This is a genomic window from Jannaschia marina (assembly GCF_013404595.1).
GTDB lineage: Bacteria > Pseudomonadota > Alphaproteobacteria > Rhodobacterales > Rhodobacteraceae > Jannaschia > Jannaschia marina.
In genome coordinates this window covers 21,746-40,553 of record NZ_JABVAX010000016.1, presented here as the reverse complement: position 1 = coordinate 40,553, position 18,808 = coordinate 21,746, and the positions used below count along the sequence as shown (strand labels likewise).

The window sequence follows — 18,808 nt, the reverse complement described above, 5'->3', positions numbered from 1 at the left end:
GGCCGGGCCGTCCGCTTCGGTCAGACCTTCGGAGCCTCGGCCGCCTGTGCCTGCGCCCGGCGCGTCAGCTCGTTGCGGTAGAGCGAGACGAAGTCGATATTCTCGAGGTTGAGCGGCGGGAAGCCGCCGTCGCGCGACACGTCCGAGACGATGCGGCGCAGGAACGGGAAGAGCATCCGCGGGCATTCGATCATCAGGTAGGGATGCATCTGGTTCTCGGGCACGTTCGAGATCGCGAAGACCCCGGCGTAGTCGAGCTCCATCGCGAAGACCGGTGTGTCACCGCCCTTCACCTTGGCCGTCACATTCAGCTTCACCGCGACCTCGTACTGGCCTTCGGTGCTGCGCTTCTTGGCTTCGAGACCGACCTGGACGTTGATGTCGGGCTGTCCCTCCATCACCTGACCCTTCTGCACGGCCACGTTCTCGAACGACAGATCGCGGATGTACTGCCCCAGGATATTCATCTGCGGCATCTGCTGCGGCTGCGCCGCACCGTTCGGGGCGGGGGTCTCGGGCGTGGTCTGGTCTTCGGTCGTCTGGTCTTCGTCGGCCATCTAACGGTCCTCGGGTGTGAAAATTCGGTCGGCCCCGCCTAGCAGAGGCCGGATTGCCTCACAACCGCACCGCCCTCAGTCGCGCGTCCAGCCGGACGGGCCCTCGCGCGGGGGCACCTCGACGTAGTCCGCTTCGACCACATCCTCTTCCGGGTGGTGCCGTTGCTGTCCGGCCGGGCCACCCATCGTGAACGACTGCACTTTCACGCGGCTGCGCACGGCGGCCATCACCCGGTCGCGCACCTGCGGCACGAGAAGGAGGAAGCCGACCGCGTCGGTGAAGAACCCGGGCGTCAGGAGCAGTAGGCCCGACGCGAGGATCATCGCGCCATGGGCAAGCGGGCGTGTCGGATTGTCGAGCCGGTCGAAAGCCTGCTGCACGCGGGCCAGCTCCTGCAGGCCCTGCCGCCGGACGAGCGCGGTGCCGATGATCGCCGTTACCACGACGATGCCGAGCGTCGGCCAGAGACCCAGCCAGCCGCCGACCTGGATGAAGAGCCCGATCTCCACGAGCGGGACGATGATGAACAGGGCCAGAAGCGGCATGACGTCTCCTTACCGGGGGCGTGGCTTCCCTTGACCCCCTTGCGGCCTTACATATGTGCCACGGGGGCAATACCAAGACCCCGACCTGTCGGAGAAAAGGATGAACGACGCCGTGATACAACTTCTCGTCCTGGCCGGGATCGCCCTTTTCCTCGTGATCAAGCTCAAGAACGTTCTGGGCACGCGCACGGGGTTCGAGAAGCCGCCCATCGCGCCCGCGTCGCGGACGCCCGAAGTGCGCCGGGAGTTCGAGGTCATCGACGGCGGCCCCGACCGCGACATCACCGATTTCGTCGACGAGGGCAGCGAGAGCGCCGAGGCGCTGGCCGCGATGAAGGCCGCGGAGCCGGGGTTCTCGGTCAGCGAATTCGTCGGCGGTGCGCGGCAGGCCTACGAGATGATCCTGATGGCCTTCGAGAACGGCGATCTCGGCGACGTGCAGCCCTTCCTGTCGGAAGACATCTACGAGGCGTTCCTGTCGGTCATTTCCGACCGGGAGGACAAAGGTCTCAGGATCGAGGCGAGCTTCATCGGCGTTCGGGAGACGACGCTGCGCCACGCGAGCTTCGACGAGACGGACAAAGAGGCCCAGATCACGCTGCGGTTCGTGGGCGAGCTAACGAGCGTGGTGAAGGACGCCGACGGCACGGTGATCGAGGGCGACCCGAACCAGATCAAGAAGCAGCGCGACGTCTGGACCTTCGCCCGCAAGATGGGCACGGGCGATCCGAACTGGAAACTGGTCGCCACGGACGAGTGACGTGACCGCCGCCCGCGTCCCCTCCGCCGCCCCCGAAACGGGGCGGCTTTCGTTTTCGGACCTGCCCGGTTGGGCGGAGGACGATCTGGACGCCGCCGCCGCGGCCCTGCGGCAGGGGGGCGTGACGATCGACGGCGACGCGCGCAGCTATTTCGAGACGCGGTTCCGACCCGGCGTGCCGCTTCGGGGGCATTTCACGGGCTACTACGAACCCGAACTCGACGCGGCGCGCGGCCCGAGCGCCGAATTTCCCTGCCCGATCCACGCGCCGCCAGTCGGCGGGGTCGGCGCGCCCCGGGCGGAGATCGAACCGCTCCTCGCCGGGTACGAGATCGCCTGGCTGCGCGATCCGGTCGACCGCTTCTTCCTGCAGGTGCAGGGGTCGGGTCGACTGCGCTTCGCCGATGGCGGCACGCTGCGCGTCGGCTATGCCGGCACCAACGGGCAGCCCTATGTCTCCATCGGCAAGCGCCTGATCGAGCGCGGCCTCCTCGGGCCAAACCTGACGGCCGAAGCACTCAAGGCATGGCTGCGCGTCGATCCTGCGCGGGGGCTGCGTGCGATGGCGGAGAACCCGAGCTACGTTTTCTTCAAGGTGTCCGACGCGCCCGCGGGGCAGGGGCCGCAGGGCACGCTCTGCCAGGTGACGGCGCTGCGCAGCCTGGCCGTCGACCCGGATCATACGCTGCTCGGTACCCCGATCTGGGTCGAGGTCGCCGGTCACGCCCGGCTCTGTATCGCGCAGGATACCGGCTCGGCCATCAAGGGCGCAGGGCGTGCCGATCTGTTCTTCGGGACGGGCGATGCGGCGGGTCGCGCCGCCGGAGCACTGAACGCGATGGGACGGTTCGTGCCTCTGGTGCCGCGGTGAAGCGTCGTCGGGGATTGAGCGCGGAGGACCGCGAGGTCTGGGCGCGCTACCGGCAGACCGCCGATCCGCTCCACCCCGAGCGACCCGATCCGGCCCCCGAGACGCTGCCCAAAGCCATCGCGCGGCCCCGTCCCGCGTCGACCCCCGCACCCGCGTTCGAGATCGGCAGTCGCGCGCGGCCGCGCACGTCGGGCCATGCGCTCGCACCGACGCTCTCGGAGCAGGTGAACGGTGCACCCCTGCGAATGGATGCGAAGACCCACAAGCGAATGCGCTCGGGAAAGCTGCGTCCCGAAGGAAAGCTCGACCTTCACGGCATGACGCTCGACACCGCGCATCCGGCGCTCACGCGGTTCGTGCTCGATGCCCATGCGGCGGGTAAGCGGCTCGTGATCGTGGTGACAGGCAAAGGCAAGCGGAAGCCGGATTTCGGGCCGATCCCGACCCGGCTCGGCGTGCTCAAGCATCAGGTGCCGCAGTGGCTGCGCCTGCCGCCGCTCGCGCCCCTCATCCTCCAGGTCACCGAGGCGCATCGTTCGCACGGCGGGTCAGGAGCCTACTACATCTACCTTCGCCGGTAGGGTGGTGCGGGCGCGGACCACGCCGAGCGTGGCAAGACCGGCCGCCAGAAGGAAATAGACGCCGATCCAGGGCATCTGCGCGTCGAAGTCGTAGCCCGCATCGATCAGCACACCCGTGAGTCCCGGGCCGACGGCCGACCCGAACACCATGATCGCCACGGCCAACGCCTTGATCGAGCCGAGGTGTCGCGTGCCGAAGTACTCCGCCCAGAAGGCCGTCGGCACGGTCGCTTGCGTTCCCATTCCGAGCCCGAAGATCAGGAGGGCCAGTGCCGCCATGCCGAGAGTTTCCGCGGAACCCATCATCATGAAGCTGCCGGCGAAGGGGAGCATGTAGAGCGCGATCAGAGGCCCGGTGCCCACCCGGTCGATCAAGGCACCGGAGGCGAATGTCGTCGCGACCGAAACCACCGTCAGGAGCGGCAGGAGCGCGACGTAGTCGATCATGGCCCAGCCCTTCACCGCCGTCAGGTGGACCTGATGGAAGAAGAGCGCCGTGCCGAAAGCCGGTGGCCCGAGGAGGAGCGGCAGCATCAGCCAGAAGAGCCAGTGCCGCAACACCGCGCTCCGCGTCCAGTGCAGACCGCCGAGCCCCGGTGCGGGGCGTTCGGTTGCCAGTGCCTGCGGCGTCCGCTCGGCCCGCAGGAGGCGCAGGACCAACGGCAGCGTCAGGAGAACGAGCACCGCCGAAAGGGCCCAGAGCATTCGCCACTCGGCAACCGCGAGGAGGGCGACGAAGACGAGCGGCAGAACGGCCTGCCCGAGTGCGAATCCCATTGCCGCGATCGAGAGTGCCTTGCCCCGGCTTGCCACGAACCAGCGGGCCATCGCGACGGCGGCGATATGGCTCATAAGCCCCTGCCCGAAGAAACGCAGCGCCAGAACCGTGAGGAGGAGCACAACGGCCCCGGAGAGGGTGGCCATGGCCAGGCAGGCGAGGGCCAGTCCGACGCCGGCGAAGACCATCAGCCGGCGCACGCGCATCCGGTCGGTCAGCCCGCCGGCGAAGACCATCAGGACGGCCGAGGCGGTCGTGGCGACGGTGTAGATCAGGCCCCATTCCCCGTCGCTCAACCCGTTCGCCGCCATGATCCGGTCGGCGAAGAGCGCGATGAAGAACGTTTGCCCGTAGCTCGAGGTGAAACTGATGACGAGGCCCGCCGAAAGGAAGGCCGCGTTCTTCCGGACGAAGCGGAGGTAGGCGGCGGGGCCCGTCAAGCCGCTACAGCACGTAGCGGGAGATGTCGGTGGATCGGGCCAGCTCGCCCAATTGCGCCTCGACGAAGGCGGCATCGACGGTGACTTCCTGACCGCCCTTGTCAGGCGCGTCGAAGGACAGTTCCTCGAAGACCCGTTCGAGCACGGTATAGAGCCGCCGCGCGCCGATGTTCTCGACGCTCTCGTTCACCTGCGCGGCGATGCGGGCCAGTGCGGCGATCCCTTCCTCGGTGAAGGTGATCGTGACTTCCTCAGTTGCCATCAGGGCCGAATACTGCCGCGTGAGCGCGTTGTCCGTTTCGGTCAGGATGCGGACGAAATCCTCCTCGGTCAGCGCGCGCAGCTCCACCCGGATCGGCAGGCGACCCTGCAGTTCCGGCAGGAGGTCCGAGGGCTTGGCGATGTGGAAGGCACCCGAGGCGATGAAGAGGATGTGGTCGGTCTTGACCGCCCCGTGCTTCGTCGAGACCGTCGTGCCCTCGATCAGGGGCAGAAGGTCGCGCTGCACACCCTCGCGGCTCACGTCGCCACCCCGCGCGTCGGAGCGGGCGCAGACCTTGTCGATCTCGTCGATGAAGACGATGCCGTTCTGCTCGACCGCGCGCACGGCCTCGCGCTTCACGGTTTCGTCGTCGAGCAGCTTGTCCGCCTCCTCGTCGATCAGGAGGTCGTAGGAGGCGGCGACGCTCATCCGCTTCTTGACCGTCCGCTGCATCATCTTGCCGAAGAGATCGCCGAGGTTGGCCATCTGGTCCATGCCCGGCTGACCCGGGATCGCCATGCCCATCGGGTTCGACGTGTCCTGTACCTCCAGCTCGATCACCTTGTCGTCGAGCTCTCCGGCGCGCAGTTTCTTGCGGAAGCTCTCGCGCGTGCCCTCGCGCGCGTCCGTCCCGGCGAGCGCGGTGATCACCCGCTCCTCGGCTGCGCCGTGGGCCTTGGACTTCACGTCGTCGCGCATCTGCTCGCGCACCATGGCGATGGCCGCGTCGACGAGGTCGCGCACGATCTGCTCCACGTCGCGGCCGACGTAGCCGACTTCGGTGAACTTCGTCGCCTCGACCTTCAGGAAGGGCGCGCGCGCGAGTTTGGCGAGGCGGCGGCTGATCTCCGTCTTGCCGACGCCGGTGGGCCCGATCATCAGGATGTTCTTGGGGTAGACCTCGTCCCGCAGGTCGTCGCCCAGTTGCTTGCGCCGCCAGCGGTTGCGCAGCGCGACGGAGACCGCGCGCTTGGCATCCTTCTGTCCGATGATGAACCGGTCGAGCTCGGATACGATCTCGCGCGGGGTCAGGTCAGTCATGGGGCACTCCGATAGGTATTTGCCCCTAACTAAGCGCCGATCACGGAAACGCAACGGCGCTCACGTGCGCGTGGGGTGGGCTAGGCAGGGCGCGATTCCGCGCGCAGTCTCCGGGCAGACCACCAACCCGGAGACAGTTATGCACCGCCGTTCGTTTCTTGCCCTCACCGCCACCGGCCTCGTTGCCGGTGCAGCCCTTCCCGCCGTCGCCGGCGGCCATGGCCGTCTCGGCACGTTCACCGGTGCCGCGCGCTACGGGATTTCGGGCACTGCCGAGGTCGCGGGCAATCAGGTGAACCTGCTCGACGACTTCCGTTTCGGCAATGCGCCCGACCCGAAGGTCGCGCTGGGACGGGACGGCTATGACCCCAACACGCTGATGGGCCTTCTCAAGAACAAGAACGGCGCGTCGAGCTATGCCATCCCCGCCGGGATCGACCCGAGCCGATACAACGAAGTCTGGATCTGGTGCGAGCGGTTCAACGTGCCGCTGGGCGTTGCCAGGCTGAACTGACGATCAGGCGCTGAGGCGGGGCCGTGCCGCCTCGGTGCCGATCCTGAACTCCCGCATCTTGCGTGACAGAACCTGCGCGCTGCGGCGCAACTCGTTCACGGCTGCGTTCGACGCCTCGACCATGCGGGCGTTGTGCTCCGTCATCGTCTCGAGCTCGCCCACGGCACCGCCCACCTCCTCGAAATGGGTCGACTGTTCCTCGGCGGCGGTCGCGATGGCGGAGGCGGTGGCCAGAAGCTCGGTCATGTGGGCTTCGATCTCGTGCAGGGCGGCCTCCGTGTCCTCGACCAGCCCGGTGCCCTCCGACACGCGCTCGGAGCTGTGCTGGGCGAGGCCGCTGATCTCTTCGGCGGCCTTGGCGGTGCGACGGGCGAGGGCACCGACCTCTGCCGCGACCACGGCGAAGCCCCGCCCGGCGTCGCCAGCCCGCGCGGCCTCGATCCCCGCGTTGAGGGCCAGCAGGTTCGTCTGGAAGGAGATTTCGCCGATCTGTTGGACGATCGACGAAATCCGGCCCGACACCTCGCGGATCTCCGACATGGCCGCGGCCGCCCGGGTGACGACCGATTCCGCGGTCTGCGCCGATGCGTGGGTGGTCTTGACCAGATCGTCGACCCGGCGCGCGCCGTCGGCGGCGACCTTCACGCGGGACATGATCGTGGTGATCGTGTCGGTGGCCGCTTCGAGCGTGTCGGCCTGACGCTCCGTCCGGTTCGTGAGTTCCGCGATCTGCTGCCCGATCGCTTCGCTGTCGATCTCGACCTGTTCGCTGTGACGTGCCGCCGTCGCGATGGCTTCTGCAAGCCCGTCGAGCGCGGCGTTGTAGTCGAGGCGAACGGGGTCATGCTCGCTGTCGAGCGGGGTGTCGATGCGCGCTGTCAGGTTGCGGTTCGCAAGCTCCGAGAGCGCGGCGCGCAGCGTTCCGACGACGTATTGCTGTCGCTCGGCGGTTTCGGCGGATGCCTGCTGTCGCTCGGCTTCGGCCCGGCGTGCCGTCTCATCGGCCCGCCGCGCCGTCTCGGCGCTCTCCTCGAGCGACTTGCGCGCCATCTCCGCATCCGCCCGGGCGGCTTCGGCCCGCGCGCGCGCGCATTCGGATTGTTGCACCGCCTCCTCGGCCGCAAGGCGCGCGTCCTCGGCCGACTGCATGGCCGTCGCGAGTTTTCCCTGCGTCTCGCGGATATGGTTGCTGATCGTTGCGCGGCGCGTGACGACCAGAATGAAGAAGACGGCGGAGATCGCCAGGATGATGCTGTGAACCGCGAAACGCTGGAGATGGTCCGTCATCGGTGCGGGTGGGAAGATGAGTTCGGGCGCGACGAAGACGAGGACGAGCTGGCGCACGAGGCAGTAGGCGAGCGCCGCCACGATCACCGCACGATCCCGCATGTCGGTGAGCATCGCCATGAAGATGAAGAGAAACCCGTAGCTTTCGATATGCCAGGGGTGACCGGCGAGGGCGGCCGCCACGAGGAACCCCTGCGAAAAGAGCGACAGGGCGAGGAGGACGCGGCCCGTCCGCCCCTTCACGCGCAGCATCACGACGCTCAGCACGCCGAACACGGTTGCGGCGATCAGGATGGGTGCGATCGCGTTGCCGGCCAGCCAGGCGCTGACCCCGCAGACCGGGATCATCGCGAGCGACGCGCAGACCGCGTAGCGCTTGGCCAGTTCCTGATCTGCGATGATCGCGGACTCGTGCATCCGGGAGGTCTGCTCCCAGATCTGCACGCGTGTCGGGCTCTTGTCGTCTCCGTCCATGGACGCAGGCCTAGGGGACGGAGTTTAAGATCGGTTTAATCCGCGTCGATGGCTTCGACCGTCAGATTGCCGTTCGTGTAGACGCAGATGTCGGCCGCGATGCCCATCGCGTTGCGGGCGATCGTTTCGGCGTCGAGGTCCCCGTCCATCAACGCCCTTGCCGCCGCCAGCGCGTAGTTACCGCCCGAGCCGATGGCCGCGACGTCGTGCTCGGGTTCCAGCACGTCGCCGGCTCCGGTGATGACGAAGAGATCCTTGCCGTCGGTGACGATGAGCATCGCCTCGAGCTTCTGGAGGTATTTGTCGGTCCGCCAGTCCTTCGCCAGTTCCACGCTCGCGCGGGCGAGTTGCCCTGGCGTCGCCTCCAGCTTCGACTCGAGCCGCTCGAGCAGGGTGAAGGCATCGGCGGTGGAGCCGGCGAAACCCGCGACCACGTCATGCCCGCCGGGCGAGAGCCGTCGCACCTTGCGCGCGGTGCCCTTGATGACCGTCTGGCCCAGGCTCACCTGTCCGTCGCCGGCAACGACGACTTGGCCCCCCTTGCGGACACCAATGATCGTCGTGCCGTGCCAGCCGGGGAAGTCTTCGGACATGGAGCGCTCCTTCTGCGAGAGTCGCGGTACACGCTATACGTGTACTGGTTGTAAAATCAGGCGGAATCACGCAAAATTGTAAATCCGTCTTGACGAAAAACGATGTATCACTAACCTTACACTATCCGGGCCGCGTGGCTGGGTCGCTGTCCCGATCGGCACTCGGTCGCCGCCGGATCGTCCCTGTTTTCAGACAGGGTCGTCTGCCCGCATCGGGGGATCGACAGACTGGTCGTTCTCTGTCTCCCCGGATGCGGGCTTCCTCGTAGCGATCCCTCAAGCCGTGTCTGTCTCCCCGAAGATCCGTTCGTGATGTTCCTGCATGTAGATGCGGATCCAGGGCGTGAAAAGGTCCGGCGTCGAGCCGATCTCCTCCATGAGACGTGACAGCGGGATCCACCGCGTCGCCTGGACTTCGTCGGGGTTCGGGCGGATCGCGAGGCCGTCGTCCACATGCCCCACGAAGACCTCGGCGACCTCGTGCTCGATCAGATCGGGTCCGACCTCGGCCCGATACTCGATGGCCTCCCGCCGGGCGAGAGCCACACCGGTGATCCCGAGTTCGTCGTCGAGCCGGCGATGGGCACAGGCCGCAGGGGCCTCGTTCCAGTGCGGATGCGTGCAGCAGGTGTTCGCCCAGAGCCCGGGCGTATGGTACTTGCCTGCGGCGCGCTGCTGAATCAGAAGCCGATCGCCGGAAAGCAGGAAGACGGACACCGCCTTGTGCCGGAGTCCACGACGGTGCGCGTCGAGCTTCTCCACGGGCGTCAGCACGCCATCCACCCAGGCGGGGATAAGGATCTCGCCCATCGCGTTCGTCGTCTCGGAAGTCATGTCACCGCGCCCTTCGTGCCGGGCGTCAGTCGTCGCCCTTCTCCAGCAAGCCGAACTTGCGAAGTTTCACATACAGGCTTTGTCGGCTGAGGCCCAGCATCTCGGCGGCCGAAACGCGATTGTTCTGCGTGAGCGCGATCGCGGCCTCGATGCAGTCCTTCTCGATCACATCGGTCATGCCGGCCACGATGTCGCGCAGGGGCACGGTGCCGACCTGGCGCGCGAAGTCCGCGCCGGTGTTCGGCAGGCCCACCGTAAGCTCCGGCGTCTGCGCGGTGGCGCGGGTGATCTCCGCATGGGTCGTGTCGCGCAGGATGAGGCCCTGACCGCTGCCCGGCAGGTCGGCCGACGAGATCTCGACCGACAGCCGCTGCCCGTTGAGGCCGACGACCTGCGTGTTGAGGACGCGCGGGCGCGTCGGCTCGGTCATGGCGCGCAGGTCGATCGCGCCACGGGCGAGGAACGTCTCCAGCGGGCGACCGTCGAGGACGGCATCGGAAGTCGCGCTGACCATGTCGCGGAAGGCGGCGTTGGTCGACTGGATGCGGCCCGCCTCGTCGACGATCACCATGCCGTCGGCGGTCGCTGCGAAGACGGCTCCTCCGGTTCCGGCCGCGGCCGGCGTATCACCGTCCGTCTCGAGTCGGCAGACGAGGATCAGACTGCCGCCCGCACGGGTCAGGTTCGGGTGCAGGACCACCTTGCCGCGCCCGGCGCGCAGGTCGGAGGTGACACTGCGGTTCGCCGTCGCCGCCGCGCAGAGGCCGTCGATGAATTCGCTGCGTCGCCGCCCTTCGAAACACTGCGTGAAGGCGATGCCGAGGCCGTTCGAGGCGGGCCCCTCCATAGAAAGCCCGAGCACGGTCGCCGCGCGCTTGCTCGCTTCGAGAACACGGCCGCTCGCCACATCCACGAGGACGAGAGCGACGGGAAGATGCGCCAGCGTCGCGAGGTGGAGACCCCGGGCCATCCGGTCCTCGCCCTCGGCCGCGTCGAGCGCGGCCTGAAGCCGGTCGGCGCGCGCCACGGCGTCGGCGAGCGGGGTCTCGTCGAAGCCCAGAAGCCGGTATCCATCGCCCTCCGTCCGGAGCCAGGCCGAGAGCGGCAGGCTCTCGCCGCCCGGCAGCAGCAGGTCGATGTGAAAGCGCCCGGCCACTGCACCCCTGCGCGCAGCCTCGATCCGGCGGAGCCCGGCGGGGCTCACGACACCGGAGATATCGGCACCGATCCAGCCTTCGGTATCGGGCAGGCTTCCCTCGATCGCCGCAATCCTTCCATCTTTGCCGACGTCGAACGACACGTCTGCGATCGTCGCCTCGCGGGCATCGGGCGTCGACTGTGGGAGGGATTGGAGATCACGGGCACTCATACGAGCTTCCTCGCCTGGTGAAACTGGATAAAATCGGGTCTTCCTGTCGTTCGGAGAAACATAGACCCAACACGTCCAAAACCAAGCGGTTTCAGGTCGGTCCGCCTGCGACGAAGTGCCGGGTCGGCCAGTGACGCAGATTTGTGTTGCCTAGTCGTGCCTTGCTGTGACGATCTCTTGCCTTAGGTTCCGTCACGAATAGCTAACCACGACAGCCACTACCAGGGAGATCACCCATGAAACTCGCACAGCTCGCCGCCGTCGCCTCAATCCTGGCCACGCCGGCCTTCGCCGACGGGCACCTTGCCGCTTCGGGCGACGCGGAGGCGGGCGAGAGCGCCTTCCGCCAGTGTCAGTCCTGCCATGTGGTCGAGAATGCCGACGGCGAAGTCCTGGCCGGCCGCGCCGCCAAGACCGGCCCGAACCTCTATGGCATCGTCGGCCGGACCGCCGGCACGGTGGAGGATTTCCGCTACTCCGACCTCATCGTCGCCGCTGGTGAGGCTGGCATGGTCTACGACGAGGAGAACTTCGTCGCCTACGTGCAGGATCCGACGGGTCACCTGCGGGAGGTCGCGGGCGACAACGGCCGGGGCAAGATGTCCTACCGCGTGCGCAAGGAAGAGGACGCGGTGAACCTCTATGCATTCCTGGCGCAGTTCTCGGACGAGGGCGAAGCCGAAGAGACCAACTGATCCGGCCTTTCCGGACGACAGGGGCCCCGCCATATGTGCGGGGCCCTTCGCGTTTCAGCCGAGATAGGCGCGCAGCGCGGGCGGAGGGTCGGCGAAGAGTGTCGCGGTATCCACGGGGGCGGAGAGCGCACCGTCCGCGACGAGTGCCGTGCGGTCGGCGACGGCGCGCGCATCCTCGGGCGCATGGGTCACCATAAGGACGGACAGGTTCTCGTCCCGCGCCGTTTCCTGCAGGAGGGCGAGCATCTCCGTCCGCAGGGCCGGGCCGAGCGCCGAGAACGGTTCGTCGAGCAGAAGCCAGGGCCGTCCGCGCAGAAGCGCCCGCGCCAGCGCCGCGCGACTCTGCTGTCCGCCGGAAAGGTCGCGGGGCAATCGGTCGGCCATTCCGTCCAGTCCCACACGCGCGATGGCGCGGTCGCGGGCTGCGCGCTGGTCATCCGACAGGCGCAGGTCCGGGCGCAGGCCGAGGCCCACGTTTTCAGCGACCGTGAGGTGGGGAAAGAGGTTCTGATCCTGAAACAGGACCGACAGCGGCCGATCGCCCGGGGCGAGGTCGGTCACGTCCGCTCCCTCGATCACGATCCGTCCCGCCGCCGGATCCAGGAACCCCGCGATCGCGGCCAGAAGCGTCGACTTGCCCGACCCGCTCGCCCCCATGAGTGCGGTGACGCCGCCCGCCGGAAAGGCGACGTCCGCGTCGAGGCCGAAACTGCCCTGCGACAGCCGGAGCCCCTCAAGTCTCAACATGGCGACCTCCCCTTTCGAACAGCCAGAACAGCCCCAGAGACATCAGCACGAGGACGAGCGCGGCGGCCTTGGCCTCCTCCATCCGGTAGGAGCCCATGAGTTGATAGAGCACGAGCGGCAGCGTGCCGCGGTCGGGCGAGGCGAAGAGGGCGATCACCCCGAGGTCGCCCGCCGAAAGCGCCGCCGTCAGGCCGCAGGCGAAGCCGAGCGGTCGCCCGAGCCGGGGCACGGCGACGAGCCGGAGCCAGGCAAACCCGACGAGGCCCAGGGAGGCGGCGAGGCGGCCATAGTCCGCCTGCAGCGTGCGCATCGCGGGAATGAGGGCGCGCAGGGCGAAGGGCAGCGCCAGGATCACGTTGACGAAGACGGTCACCGGCAGGGCCATGTCCACCGGGTTCGTCACCGGCAGGAGCAGGATGAAGAGTCCGGTCCCCAGCACCAGCGGCGAGGCGGCGATGGAGAGCGTGCCCACCGTCTCGACCGCGCCGCCGCCCCGGCGCACGGCGGCCATGGCCATCGGCAGGGCCATCCCCGCTGTCAGCGCCGCCGAGGCGAGCGCCATGACGAGGGAGCGCAGCGCGCCCTCCCAGGCCACGCGGGGCAGGGCGGTGACGTGGAGCGCGCCTTCGACGAGGACGAGGAGCATCGGTAGAAGGAGAAAGACGCAGGCCAGCGCGATCGCGAGCGTATCCTGCAGGCGCAGGCCGACGCCCCGGCTGTCCCATCGCGGCACGGCCCGGTCGAGCCCGGCCCCGAAGCCCGACGGCAGCGCCAGCCGCAGCGAGAGCGCGGCGGCTGCAGCCCCGAGCGCGAGTTGCATCGCGCCCAGCAGGGCGGCGCGCGACAGGTCGAAGTCGAAGCGGAACGCCTGGTAGATCGCCAGTTCCACCGTCGTCGCGCCGGGCCCGCCGCCGAGCGCCAGCGCGACCGCGAAGGAGGTCGTGCAGATGAGGAAGATCACGAGGAAGATGCCGGGCACGATGGCGCGCAGCATGGGCCACTCGAGGCGACGGAAAGTATCGGCGGCGGTGAAGCCGAGCGCTGCGGCAAGGCGCAGCCGCTCCCCGGGTAGCGCGAGCCAGCCCTGCAATATGAGCCGCGTGGCGAGCGGCATGTTGAAGAAGACATGGGCGAGGATCACGCCCTGCCAACCGTAGATCGAGACCGGCTCGATCCCGAGCCAGCCGAGCGCCACGTTGGCGACGCCCGCGCGCCCGAAGACGGCGACGAGGCCGAGGACGGCGACGATCACCGGCAGGATGAAGGGGGCCCCGAGGAGGAGGAGCACCGCGCCGCGCCCCGGAAAACGGCGCCGGGCGAGGGCGCGCGCGACGGGCACGGCCAGGAGGACGGAGAGCGCCGCCGAGACGGCCGCCTGCCAGAGCGTGAACCAGAGCGCGCCCCAGTCCGACGGCCTGAGCCCGCTCCAGCCTTCCGCCCGCCACGCGACCGCGCCGAGCGGCAGGAGGAGCGCCGCGGCGAGCGCGAGCGCCGCCGCAAGGCCCAGTCGCGCGCCCATGGCTCAGTTCCGCAAGCCGGCCTCGAACTGCCCGACAACGGTGTCGCGCAGGGCCTCGGCCTCGGGCGCGGTGTAGGTCAGCGCGGTCTCGGGCAGGGGCAGGGTCTGGAAGCCCTCGGGCAGTTGTTCGAACGGCAGGTTCGCGGGCATCGACCAGTTGCCTTCGGGGATGATCGACTGGAAGCCCTCGGTCAGGATGAAGTCCATGAAGGCCTGCGCCAGCTCGGGCTGATCGGTCGCGGCCACCTGCGCGGCCGTCTCGACCGTGACGTAGTGCCCCTCCTCGAAGAGGATCGCCTTCTTCGTGTCGTCGCCCTCGGCGATGATGTGGTAGGTGGGCGAGGTGGCGTAACTGAAGACCATGTCGACCTCGCCCTCGGTGAAGAGCCCGTAGGCCTCGGACCAGCCCTTGGTGACCGTCGCGATCCTCGGGGCCAGCGCGGCCCAGGCGTCGGTCGCGCCCTCCTCGCCGAAGACGCTGTGGATCCAGAGCGCGAGGTCGAGCCCCGAGGCCGAGGCGCGCGGGTCCTGCACGGCGATGCGGATGTCGTCGTCCATTTCGAGGAAGGCCGCGAAGGTCTCGGGCACCTCGGTGATCTTGGTGGCGTCGTAGATGAAGGCCGCGTAGGCCCAATCGTAGGGCAGGAAGACGTCGTCGGTCCATTCGACCGGCATCGTCAGTTCGCCGAAGGTGACGTTGTGCGGCGCGAAGATGCCGATCTGGCGCGCGCGCTCCGCGTCGTCGATGTTGAGCCCGATCACCACGTCGGCCGGCGTCCGGTCGCCCTCGAGCCGCAGGCGCGGCAGCAGGTCGCCGATGACGTATTCGATCTCGCACTCGCACTCCGCCTCGAAAGCGGCCTTGATCGCGGGGCCGGGGCCCCATTCGCTGCCGAAGTAGTCGGGGGCATAGACCGTGAGCGGCTCCGCACTGGCGGCGGCGGCGATCAGGGTCAGGCCCGTGGCGATGGTGGTGGTCTTCATCTCTCTCACTCCCATGGCGACGGACGGGGGCGAGGAGCCTTGCGCGGCAAACCTTCCCTCCGCCGGTCTTAACCGGTTCAGGTTCAACGGGTCCGCGTGATGCATCTCAGCCCTGTCGGGCCCCCCGAGGTGGCACGTGGATAGAACAGCCGACGGCTGGACGCCAGCCCCCGCCGCGCCACATGCTGTCTGCGCGCCCGGTTCGGCGCGGGAGGGTATGGTTTTGGCAGACATCACGCTACTCGATGGCGGCAACGGACAGGAGATCCTGCGCCGGGCCGGCAAGTCGGCGCATCCGCTCTGGTCGCTGCAGGTCATGTTCGACACGCCCGAGGTCGTGACCGAGGTCCACGCGGCTTTCGTGGCTGCCGGCGCGCGGGTTCTTACGCTCAACACCTATACGGTCACACCGACCCGCATGGCCCGGAACGGGATCGGCGACCGCTTCGCGGAAGCCCATGCCACGGCGCTCCGACTGGCGCGTCGGGCCGCGACGGCTGGCGTGCAGATCGCGGCCTGCCTGCCGCCGCTGGTGGCAAGTTATCGGGCCGACGTGCGCCTCGATTATCCGCTCGCGCTGGCCGAATACCGTCGCCTCGTGGCGGCGCAGGTGGCGGGGGCGGACATTCTGCTGATCGAGACGATGTCCAGCATCGACGAGGCCACGGCCGCGCTTGACGCGGCGAAGGAGAGCGATCTTCCCGTCCTCCTCGCGCTCAGCCTTGCCGACGACGGCACCGACCGCCTGCGCTCGGAGGAGCCGCTGGCCGAGGCGCTGGCCCGGCTCGTGCCGAAGAAACCAGATGGCATTCTGCTCAACTGCTCCAGCCCCGAGGCGATCAGCCGGTCCCTGCCGCGCCTCGCCGACAGCGGCCTGCCGTTCGGCGGCTATGCCAATGCCTTCACCTCCGTGGAGGCGCTGACACCGGGTGGCACGGTCGATGCGCTGTCGGCGCGGACGGACATGACGCCCGGCCGCTACGCCGAGTTCACGGAAAGCTGGCGCGCGGCGGGGGCGACGCTCCTCGGCGGCTGCTGCGAGGTCGGGCCGGATCACATCGCGGCCGTCGCCCGGGCGCTCGGGAGGGCGGGCCACCGGGCCACCGGCTTCCACCGCTGATTGCCTTGGACCGGGCCATGCGCTAGGCCCGCTCGGGCAATCGAGAGGCCCGCGATGTCCCTGAATACCTTCGGTCACCTGTTCCGCGTCACCACCTGGGGCGAAAGCCACGGGCCCGCGCTCGGGGCGACGATCGACGGTTGCCCGCCGGGCGTGCCGGTGGAGGCCGAGGCGCTTCAGCACTGGCTCGACAAGCGCAAGCCGGGCCAGTCGAAGCACACCACGCAGCGCAAGGAGCCGGACGCCGTCGAGATCCTTTCGGGTGTCTTCGAGGGCGTCAGCACGGGCACGCCGATCCAGCTGATGATCCGCAACACCGACCAGCGGTCGAAGGACTACGGCGAGATCGCCGAGAAATTCCGCCCGGGCCACGCCGATATCACCTACTGGCAGAAGTACGGCATCCGCGACTACCGCGGCGGCGGGCGCTCCTCCGCGCGCGAAACGGCGGCGCGGGTCGCGGCGGGTGGCGTCGCGCGGTCGGCGTTGGGCCTCCTGCTGCCGGAGGTGCGGATCACCGGCTACATGGTCCAGATGGGCGAGCTCGGGATCGACCGCGCGCGCTTCGACTGGGACGAGATCGGGCGCAACGATTTCTGGTGCCCCGACCCGGTCGCGGCGGGTGAGTTCGCAGACCATCTCGACTGGCTGCGCAAGGACGACCACAATTCCGTCGGGGCCGTCATCGAATGCGTCGCGCAGGGCGTGCCCGCTGGTCTCGGCGCACCGATCTACGGCAAGATCGACACCGACCTCGCGGCGGCGATGATGTCGATCAACGCGGTCAAGGGCGTGGAGATCGGCGAGGGCATGAACGCCGCGCGCCTGACGGGCCGCGACAACGCCGACGAGATTTCCATGGGCCCGGACGGGCCGGTGTATTCCTCCAACCACGCCGGCGGCATTCTCGGCGGTATCTCCACGGGGCAGGACCTGGTGGTGCGCTTCGCGGTGAAGCCGACGTCGTCGATCCTCTCGGAACGCCGCACGATCACCAAGTCGGGCGAGGACACGACAATCGTGACCAAGGGCCGCCACGACCCCTGCGTCGGCATCCGCGCGGTGCCCGTGGCAGAGGCGATGATGGCTTGCGTCGTGCTCGATCACTTCCTGCTGCATCGGGGGCAGGTGGGAGAGACCGGCGGGCGGATCGGTTAGGGACGTGGTTTACCGAGTAGAATGAGGACAGCGAGAGCACTACGATCCTTGGTCGGGATAGCCTCGAAGAGCGAGATCGCGCGCTTTGCGTCGACGACGGTGGAAATCGCTTCTGCCTTCGAAAAGCTACTATGAGGGTCGTAGTCTGCCGAATGACGCTTCTCTTGGAGGGTCTTGAAAAGGATACCGAAGCTTCGCACCTCGCTAGGAAAGCGAAGGGTTGGAGCGTGCTTCGTGAGCATTTCCGAAGCCTGTCGATGCATCACGCCGCGGTAGGCATGTCGCCACGCGGCTTGCGACCGTGCAGCATTGTTCCCGCCGACCGACATGTCGGCACAAGTTCTGCACAGGGCATGAAAACAAGCGTAGTAGGCTGTGCTGATAGCCCGTTTCAGATCGCTCTGGCGCGGGCGTCTGCGGACTGGACCGTCGATCAGCCGCTCGGCCGTTTCGATGAGATCTGCGGGCTTCAGGCCGCTTCCCCCTCCCGCAGGAACGTCGTGTAGGGAAACAGGTCGATCTTCCGCTCGCGCAAAGCGTCGAAAAGATCGGTCATCAGGTCGAGTCGGTCGATCTCGTCGAATGCCTGCGCATCGAAGGTCAGCGTGATCCGAAGAGCTTGCTCACCATTGTGATCGAAATAGTCCTCAACACTGAAGCCGCGTAACGCGTCTTCGCCGATCCGGTCGACCACGAGCGCGCGTAGTTGATTTTCGATGTTCTGATCAACGGCCATGACAAACATATAGTCTAACGAGGTGTATTAAGGAATCCCTAACGCTCACGCTGGTTCAACCGGCTGAGCTGCACCGCGAGGATGCCCAGCGTCACAATGGCCACGCCGGCGATGTCGAGCGGGCCGAGTCTTTCGCCGAGCAGGGCCCAGGCGACGACGACCCCGAAGAACGGGTTGAGGAAGTGGAAGGTCGCTGCCGGGGTTGCGCCGATGCGGCCGACGAGGAGGAACCAGATCCACGTCGCGGCGAGGCCCGGAACGAGCGTCGTATAGGTGAGCGCCGCGATCAGGCGCGGCGTCCAGGTGACCTCCCAGGTTTCCAGCGCAAGGCCGACGGGCAGCAGCGCGGCGGAGCCCACGAGCATCTGCAGCCCGACGACCATCAGGAGGTTGCCGCCGCCCGATGCCCCGCGGACGGAGAGCGTCGCCACGGTGAGGGCGATGACGCCCAGGACGCAAAACGCGATGCCCGTCACATCGGCCCCGCCCTGCAGCCGCGTGCCCATGATGAGGAGGACACCGAGCGTGCCGGCGAGAAGACCCGCGACGCCGAGGAGGCGCGTGCGCTCGGAGAAGATCACCCAGTTCGCCAGCGCGACCAGCAGGGGAAGCGTCGAGGCGATGATCGCGGCGAGGCTGGCCTCGATCCACTGCATCGCGACGAAGTTGAGCCCCAGGTAGAGCGCGTTCTGGCAGAGCCCGAAGACGATCACGGCCCGCCATTGGCCGGGCGTCAGGCGCATCCGTTCGCCGATGGCGTAGGCGATGACCATGCCGAGCACACCCGAGATCGCGAAGCGCAGCGAGAGCGACAGGATCGGCGGGGCCTCGGCCACGATGATGCGGGCGGAGGTGAAGGCCGACGACCACATGAAGGCGAAGAGCAGGCCATAGGTGATCGCGCGGAGATCCATGGCGAGACCCTGACGATTTCGGCGCGGC

General features: G+C 68.1%; 20 protein-coding genes and 1 riboswitch. Of the genes, 7 read left to right on the top strand and 13 right to left on the bottom strand.

What is annotated here, in order from left to right; all coding sequences use genetic code 11:
- Nucleotides 1-20 precede the first annotated feature (20 nt).
- Together secB and HSX43_RS17290 are read right to left on the bottom strand one after the other, a co-directional pair.
- The gene (secB, locus tag HSX43_RS17295) at nucleotides 21-557 is read right to left on the bottom strand and encodes a protein-export chaperone SecB (RefSeq protein WP_179381392.1); all 537 of its coding nucleotides are present in this window, start codon (nucleotides 555-557) and stop codon (nucleotides 21-23) included.
- 75 nt (nucleotides 558-632) lie between these two features.
- Nucleotides 633-1,103, bottom strand: coding sequence for an FxsA family protein (locus HSX43_RS17290; RefSeq protein ID WP_179381391.1), 471 nt, complete (start codon nucleotides 1,101-1,103; stop codon nucleotides 633-635).
- 100 nt (nucleotides 1,104-1,203) lie between these two features.
- Between HSX43_RS17290 and HSX43_RS17285 the strand changes: the two genes are divergently transcribed.
- From HSX43_RS17285 to HSX43_RS17275, 3 genes are read left to right on the top strand one after another with little or no spacing between them, the layout of a single operon-like run.
- Complete coding sequence (locus HSX43_RS17285; RefSeq protein WP_179381390.1) at nucleotides 1,204-1,863, top strand: Tim44/TimA family putative adaptor protein; 660 nt, start codon at nucleotides 1,204-1,206, stop codon at nucleotides 1,861-1,863.
- A 1-nt stretch (nucleotide 1,864) separates the two neighbouring features.
- Nucleotides 1,865-2,734, top strand: coding sequence for an MltA domain-containing protein (locus tag HSX43_RS17280; RefSeq protein WP_179381389.1), 870 nt, complete (start codon nucleotides 1,865-1,867; stop codon nucleotides 2,732-2,734).
- A gap of 14 nt (nucleotides 2,735-2,748) precedes the next feature.
- Nucleotides 2,749-3,315 carry a Smr/MutS family protein gene (locus HSX43_RS17275; protein WP_208454655.1) on the top strand — a complete coding sequence of 189 codons (567 nt, stop codon included), beginning with the start codon at nucleotides 2,749-2,751 and terminating at the stop codon, nucleotides 3,313-3,315.
- Here the strand turns inward: HSX43_RS17275 and HSX43_RS17270 are convergent.
- Together HSX43_RS17270 and hslU are read right to left on the bottom strand one after the other, a co-directional pair.
- The gene (locus tag HSX43_RS17270; protein ID WP_235962718.1) at nucleotides 3,283-4,533 is read right to left on the bottom strand and encodes an MFS transporter; all 1,251 of its coding nucleotides are present in this window, start codon (nucleotides 4,531-4,533) and stop codon (nucleotides 3,283-3,285) included. The genes HSX43_RS17275 and HSX43_RS17270 overlap by 33 nt on opposite strands.
- 4 nt (nucleotides 4,534-4,537) lie before the next feature.
- A complete protein-coding gene (hslU, locus tag HSX43_RS17265) occupies nucleotides 4,538-5,836 on the bottom strand; it encodes an ATP-dependent protease ATPase subunit HslU (RefSeq protein WP_179381386.1) in 1,299 nt (432 codons plus the stop codon).
- 139 nt (nucleotides 5,837-5,975) lie between these two features.
- On the opposite strand from hslU, the gene HSX43_RS17260 reads away from it, so the two are divergent.
- A complete protein-coding gene (locus HSX43_RS17260) occupies nucleotides 5,976-6,350 on the top strand; it encodes a DM13 domain-containing protein (protein WP_179381385.1) in 375 nt (124 codons plus the stop codon).
- Between the two features lie 3 nt (nucleotides 6,351-6,353).
- Here the strand turns inward: HSX43_RS17260 and HSX43_RS17255 are convergent, their stop codons facing one another.
- The 4 genes from HSX43_RS17255 to HSX43_RS17240 all read right to left on the bottom strand — a co-directional run bounded on the left by HSX43_RS17255 (nucleotide 6,354) and on the right by HSX43_RS17240 (nucleotide 10,907).
- Nucleotides 6,354-8,111: a methyl-accepting chemotaxis protein gene (locus tag HSX43_RS17255; protein WP_179381384.1), complete on the bottom strand. Its 1,758-nt coding sequence runs from the start codon at nucleotides 8,109-8,111 to the stop codon at nucleotides 6,354-6,356.
- A 35-nt stretch (nucleotides 8,112-8,146) separates the two neighbouring features.
- Nucleotides 8,147-8,704 carry an ATP-dependent protease subunit HslV gene (hslV, locus tag HSX43_RS17250; protein ID WP_179381383.1) on the bottom strand — a complete coding sequence of 186 codons (558 nt, stop codon included), beginning with the start codon at nucleotides 8,702-8,704 and terminating at the stop codon, nucleotides 8,147-8,149.
- Nucleotides 8,705-8,980: 276 nt separating this feature from the next.
- On the bottom strand, nucleotides 8,981-9,538 hold the full coding sequence (gene idi, locus HSX43_RS17245) for an isopentenyl-diphosphate delta-isomerase (protein ID WP_235962717.1): 558 nt from the start codon (nucleotides 9,536-9,538) through the stop codon (nucleotides 8,981-8,983).
- Between the two features lie 25 nt (nucleotides 9,539-9,563).
- A complete protein-coding gene (locus tag HSX43_RS17240) occupies nucleotides 9,564-10,907 on the bottom strand; it encodes a helix-turn-helix domain-containing protein (RefSeq protein WP_179381382.1) in 1,344 nt (447 codons plus the stop codon).
- A 236-nt stretch (nucleotides 10,908-11,143) separates the two neighbouring features.
- Here HSX43_RS17240 and HSX43_RS17235 point away from each other — a divergent pair, with 236 nt between their 5' ends.
- On the top strand, nucleotides 11,144-11,602 hold the full coding sequence (locus HSX43_RS17235; RefSeq protein WP_179381381.1) for a c-type cytochrome: 459 nt from the start codon (nucleotides 11,144-11,146) through the stop codon (nucleotides 11,600-11,602).
- A gap of 54 nt (nucleotides 11,603-11,656) precedes the next feature.
- Here HSX43_RS17235 and HSX43_RS17230 read toward each other — a convergent pair whose 3' ends face one another.
- The 3 genes from HSX43_RS17230 to HSX43_RS17220 are packed head-to-tail and all read right to left on the bottom strand — an operon-like array spanning nucleotide 11,657 to nucleotide 14,852.
- On the bottom strand, nucleotides 11,657-12,349 hold the full coding sequence (locus HSX43_RS17230) for a thiamine ABC transporter ATP-binding protein (RefSeq protein WP_179381380.1): 693 nt from the start codon (nucleotides 12,347-12,349) through the stop codon (nucleotides 11,657-11,659).
- Nucleotides 12,336-13,868, bottom strand: coding sequence for a thiamine/thiamine pyrophosphate ABC transporter permease ThiP (locus tag HSX43_RS17225; protein WP_179381379.1), 1,533 nt, complete (start codon nucleotides 13,866-13,868; stop codon nucleotides 12,336-12,338). The genes HSX43_RS17230 and HSX43_RS17225 overlap by 14 nt, the downstream gene beginning before the upstream one ends.
- Nucleotides 13,869-13,871: 3 nt before the next feature.
- The gene (locus HSX43_RS17220; RefSeq protein WP_179381378.1) at nucleotides 13,872-14,852 is read right to left on the bottom strand and encodes a thiamine ABC transporter substrate-binding protein; all 981 of its coding nucleotides are present in this window, start codon (nucleotides 14,850-14,852) and stop codon (nucleotides 13,872-13,874) included.
- A 37-nt stretch (nucleotides 14,853-14,889) separates the two neighbouring features.
- Nucleotides 14,890-14,989, bottom strand: a riboswitch (TPP riboswitch).
- Between the two features lie 86 nt (nucleotides 14,990-15,075).
- Here HSX43_RS17220 and HSX43_RS17215 point away from each other — a divergent pair.
- Nucleotides 15,076-15,972, top strand: a complete 897-nt coding sequence (locus HSX43_RS17215; RefSeq protein WP_179381377.1) for a homocysteine S-methyltransferase family protein — start codon at nucleotides 15,076-15,078, stop codon at nucleotides 15,970-15,972.
- Between the two features lie 54 nt (nucleotides 15,973-16,026).
- Entirely contained in the window at nucleotides 16,027-17,130 is a 1,104-nt protein-coding gene (gene aroC, locus HSX43_RS17210) for a chorismate synthase (protein ID WP_179381376.1), read from the top strand.
- A gap of 469 nt (nucleotides 17,131-17,599) precedes the next feature.
- Here aroC and HSX43_RS17205 read toward each other — a convergent pair whose 3' ends face one another.
- Nucleotides 17,600-17,866 carry a hypothetical protein gene (locus HSX43_RS17205; RefSeq protein ID WP_179381375.1) on the bottom strand — a complete coding sequence of 89 codons (267 nt, stop codon included), beginning with the start codon at nucleotides 17,864-17,866 and terminating at the stop codon, nucleotides 17,600-17,602.
- Nucleotides 17,867-17,904: 38 nt separating this feature from the next.
- The gene (locus HSX43_RS17200) at nucleotides 17,905-18,780 is read right to left on the bottom strand and encodes a DMT family transporter (protein ID WP_179381374.1); all 876 of its coding nucleotides are present in this window, start codon (nucleotides 18,778-18,780) and stop codon (nucleotides 17,905-17,907) included.
- Nucleotides 18,781-18,808 lie beyond the last annotated feature (28 nt).

Excerpts from the sequence above, each read along its gene's own strand:
- secB (WP_179381392.1), bottom strand. The coding sequence starts at position 557 with ATGGCCGACGAAGACCAGACGACCGAAGACCAGACCACGCCCGAGACC.
- HSX43_RS17290 (WP_179381391.1), bottom strand. The coding sequence starts at position 1,103 with ATGCCGCTTCTGGCCCTGTTCATCATCGTCCCGCTCGTGGAGATCGGG.
- HSX43_RS17285 (WP_179381390.1), top strand. The coding sequence starts at position 1,204 with ATGAACGACGCCGTGATACAACTTCTCGTCCTGGCCGGGATCGCCCTT.
- hslU (WP_179381386.1), bottom strand. The coding sequence starts at position 5,836 with ATGACTGACCTGACCCCGCGCGAGATCGTATCCGAGCTCGACCGGTTC.
- HSX43_RS17260 (WP_179381385.1), top strand. The coding sequence starts at position 5,976 with ATGCACCGCCGTTCGTTTCTTGCCCTCACCGCCACCGGCCTCGTTGCC.
- HSX43_RS17255 (WP_179381384.1), bottom strand. The coding sequence starts at position 8,111 with ATGGACGGAGACGACAAGAGCCCGACACGCGTGCAGATCTGGGAGCAG.
- hslV (WP_179381383.1), bottom strand. The coding sequence starts at position 8,704 with ATGTCCGAAGACTTCCCCGGCTGGCACGGCACGACGATCATTGGTGTC.
- idi (WP_235962717.1), bottom strand. The coding sequence starts at position 9,538 with ATGACTTCCGAGACGACGAACGCGATGGGCGAGATCCTTATCCCCGCC.
- HSX43_RS17240 (WP_179381382.1), bottom strand. The coding sequence starts at position 10,907 with ATGAGTGCCCGTGATCTCCAATCCCTCCCACAGTCGACGCCCGATGCC.
- HSX43_RS17235 (WP_179381381.1), top strand. The coding sequence starts at position 11,144 with ATGAAACTCGCACAGCTCGCCGCCGTCGCCTCAATCCTGGCCACGCCG.
- HSX43_RS17230 (WP_179381380.1), bottom strand. The coding sequence starts at position 12,349 with ATGTTGAGACTTGAGGGGCTCCGGCTGTCGCAGGGCAGTTTCGGCCTC.
- HSX43_RS17225 (WP_179381379.1), bottom strand. The coding sequence starts at position 13,868 with ATGGGCGCGCGACTGGGCCTTGCGGCGGCGCTCGCGCTCGCCGCGGCG.
- HSX43_RS17220 (WP_179381378.1), bottom strand. The coding sequence starts at position 14,852 with ATGAAGACCACCACCATCGCCACGGGCCTGACCCTGATCGCCGCCGCC.
- aroC (WP_179381376.1), top strand. The coding sequence starts at position 16,027 with ATGTCCCTGAATACCTTCGGTCACCTGTTCCGCGTCACCACCTGGGGC.
- HSX43_RS17205 (WP_179381375.1), bottom strand. The coding sequence starts at position 17,866 with ATGGCCGTTGATCAGAACATCGAAAATCAACTACGCGCGCTCGTGGTC.
- HSX43_RS17200 (WP_179381374.1), bottom strand. The coding sequence starts at position 18,780 with ATGGATCTCCGCGCGATCACCTATGGCCTGCTCTTCGCCTTCATGTGG.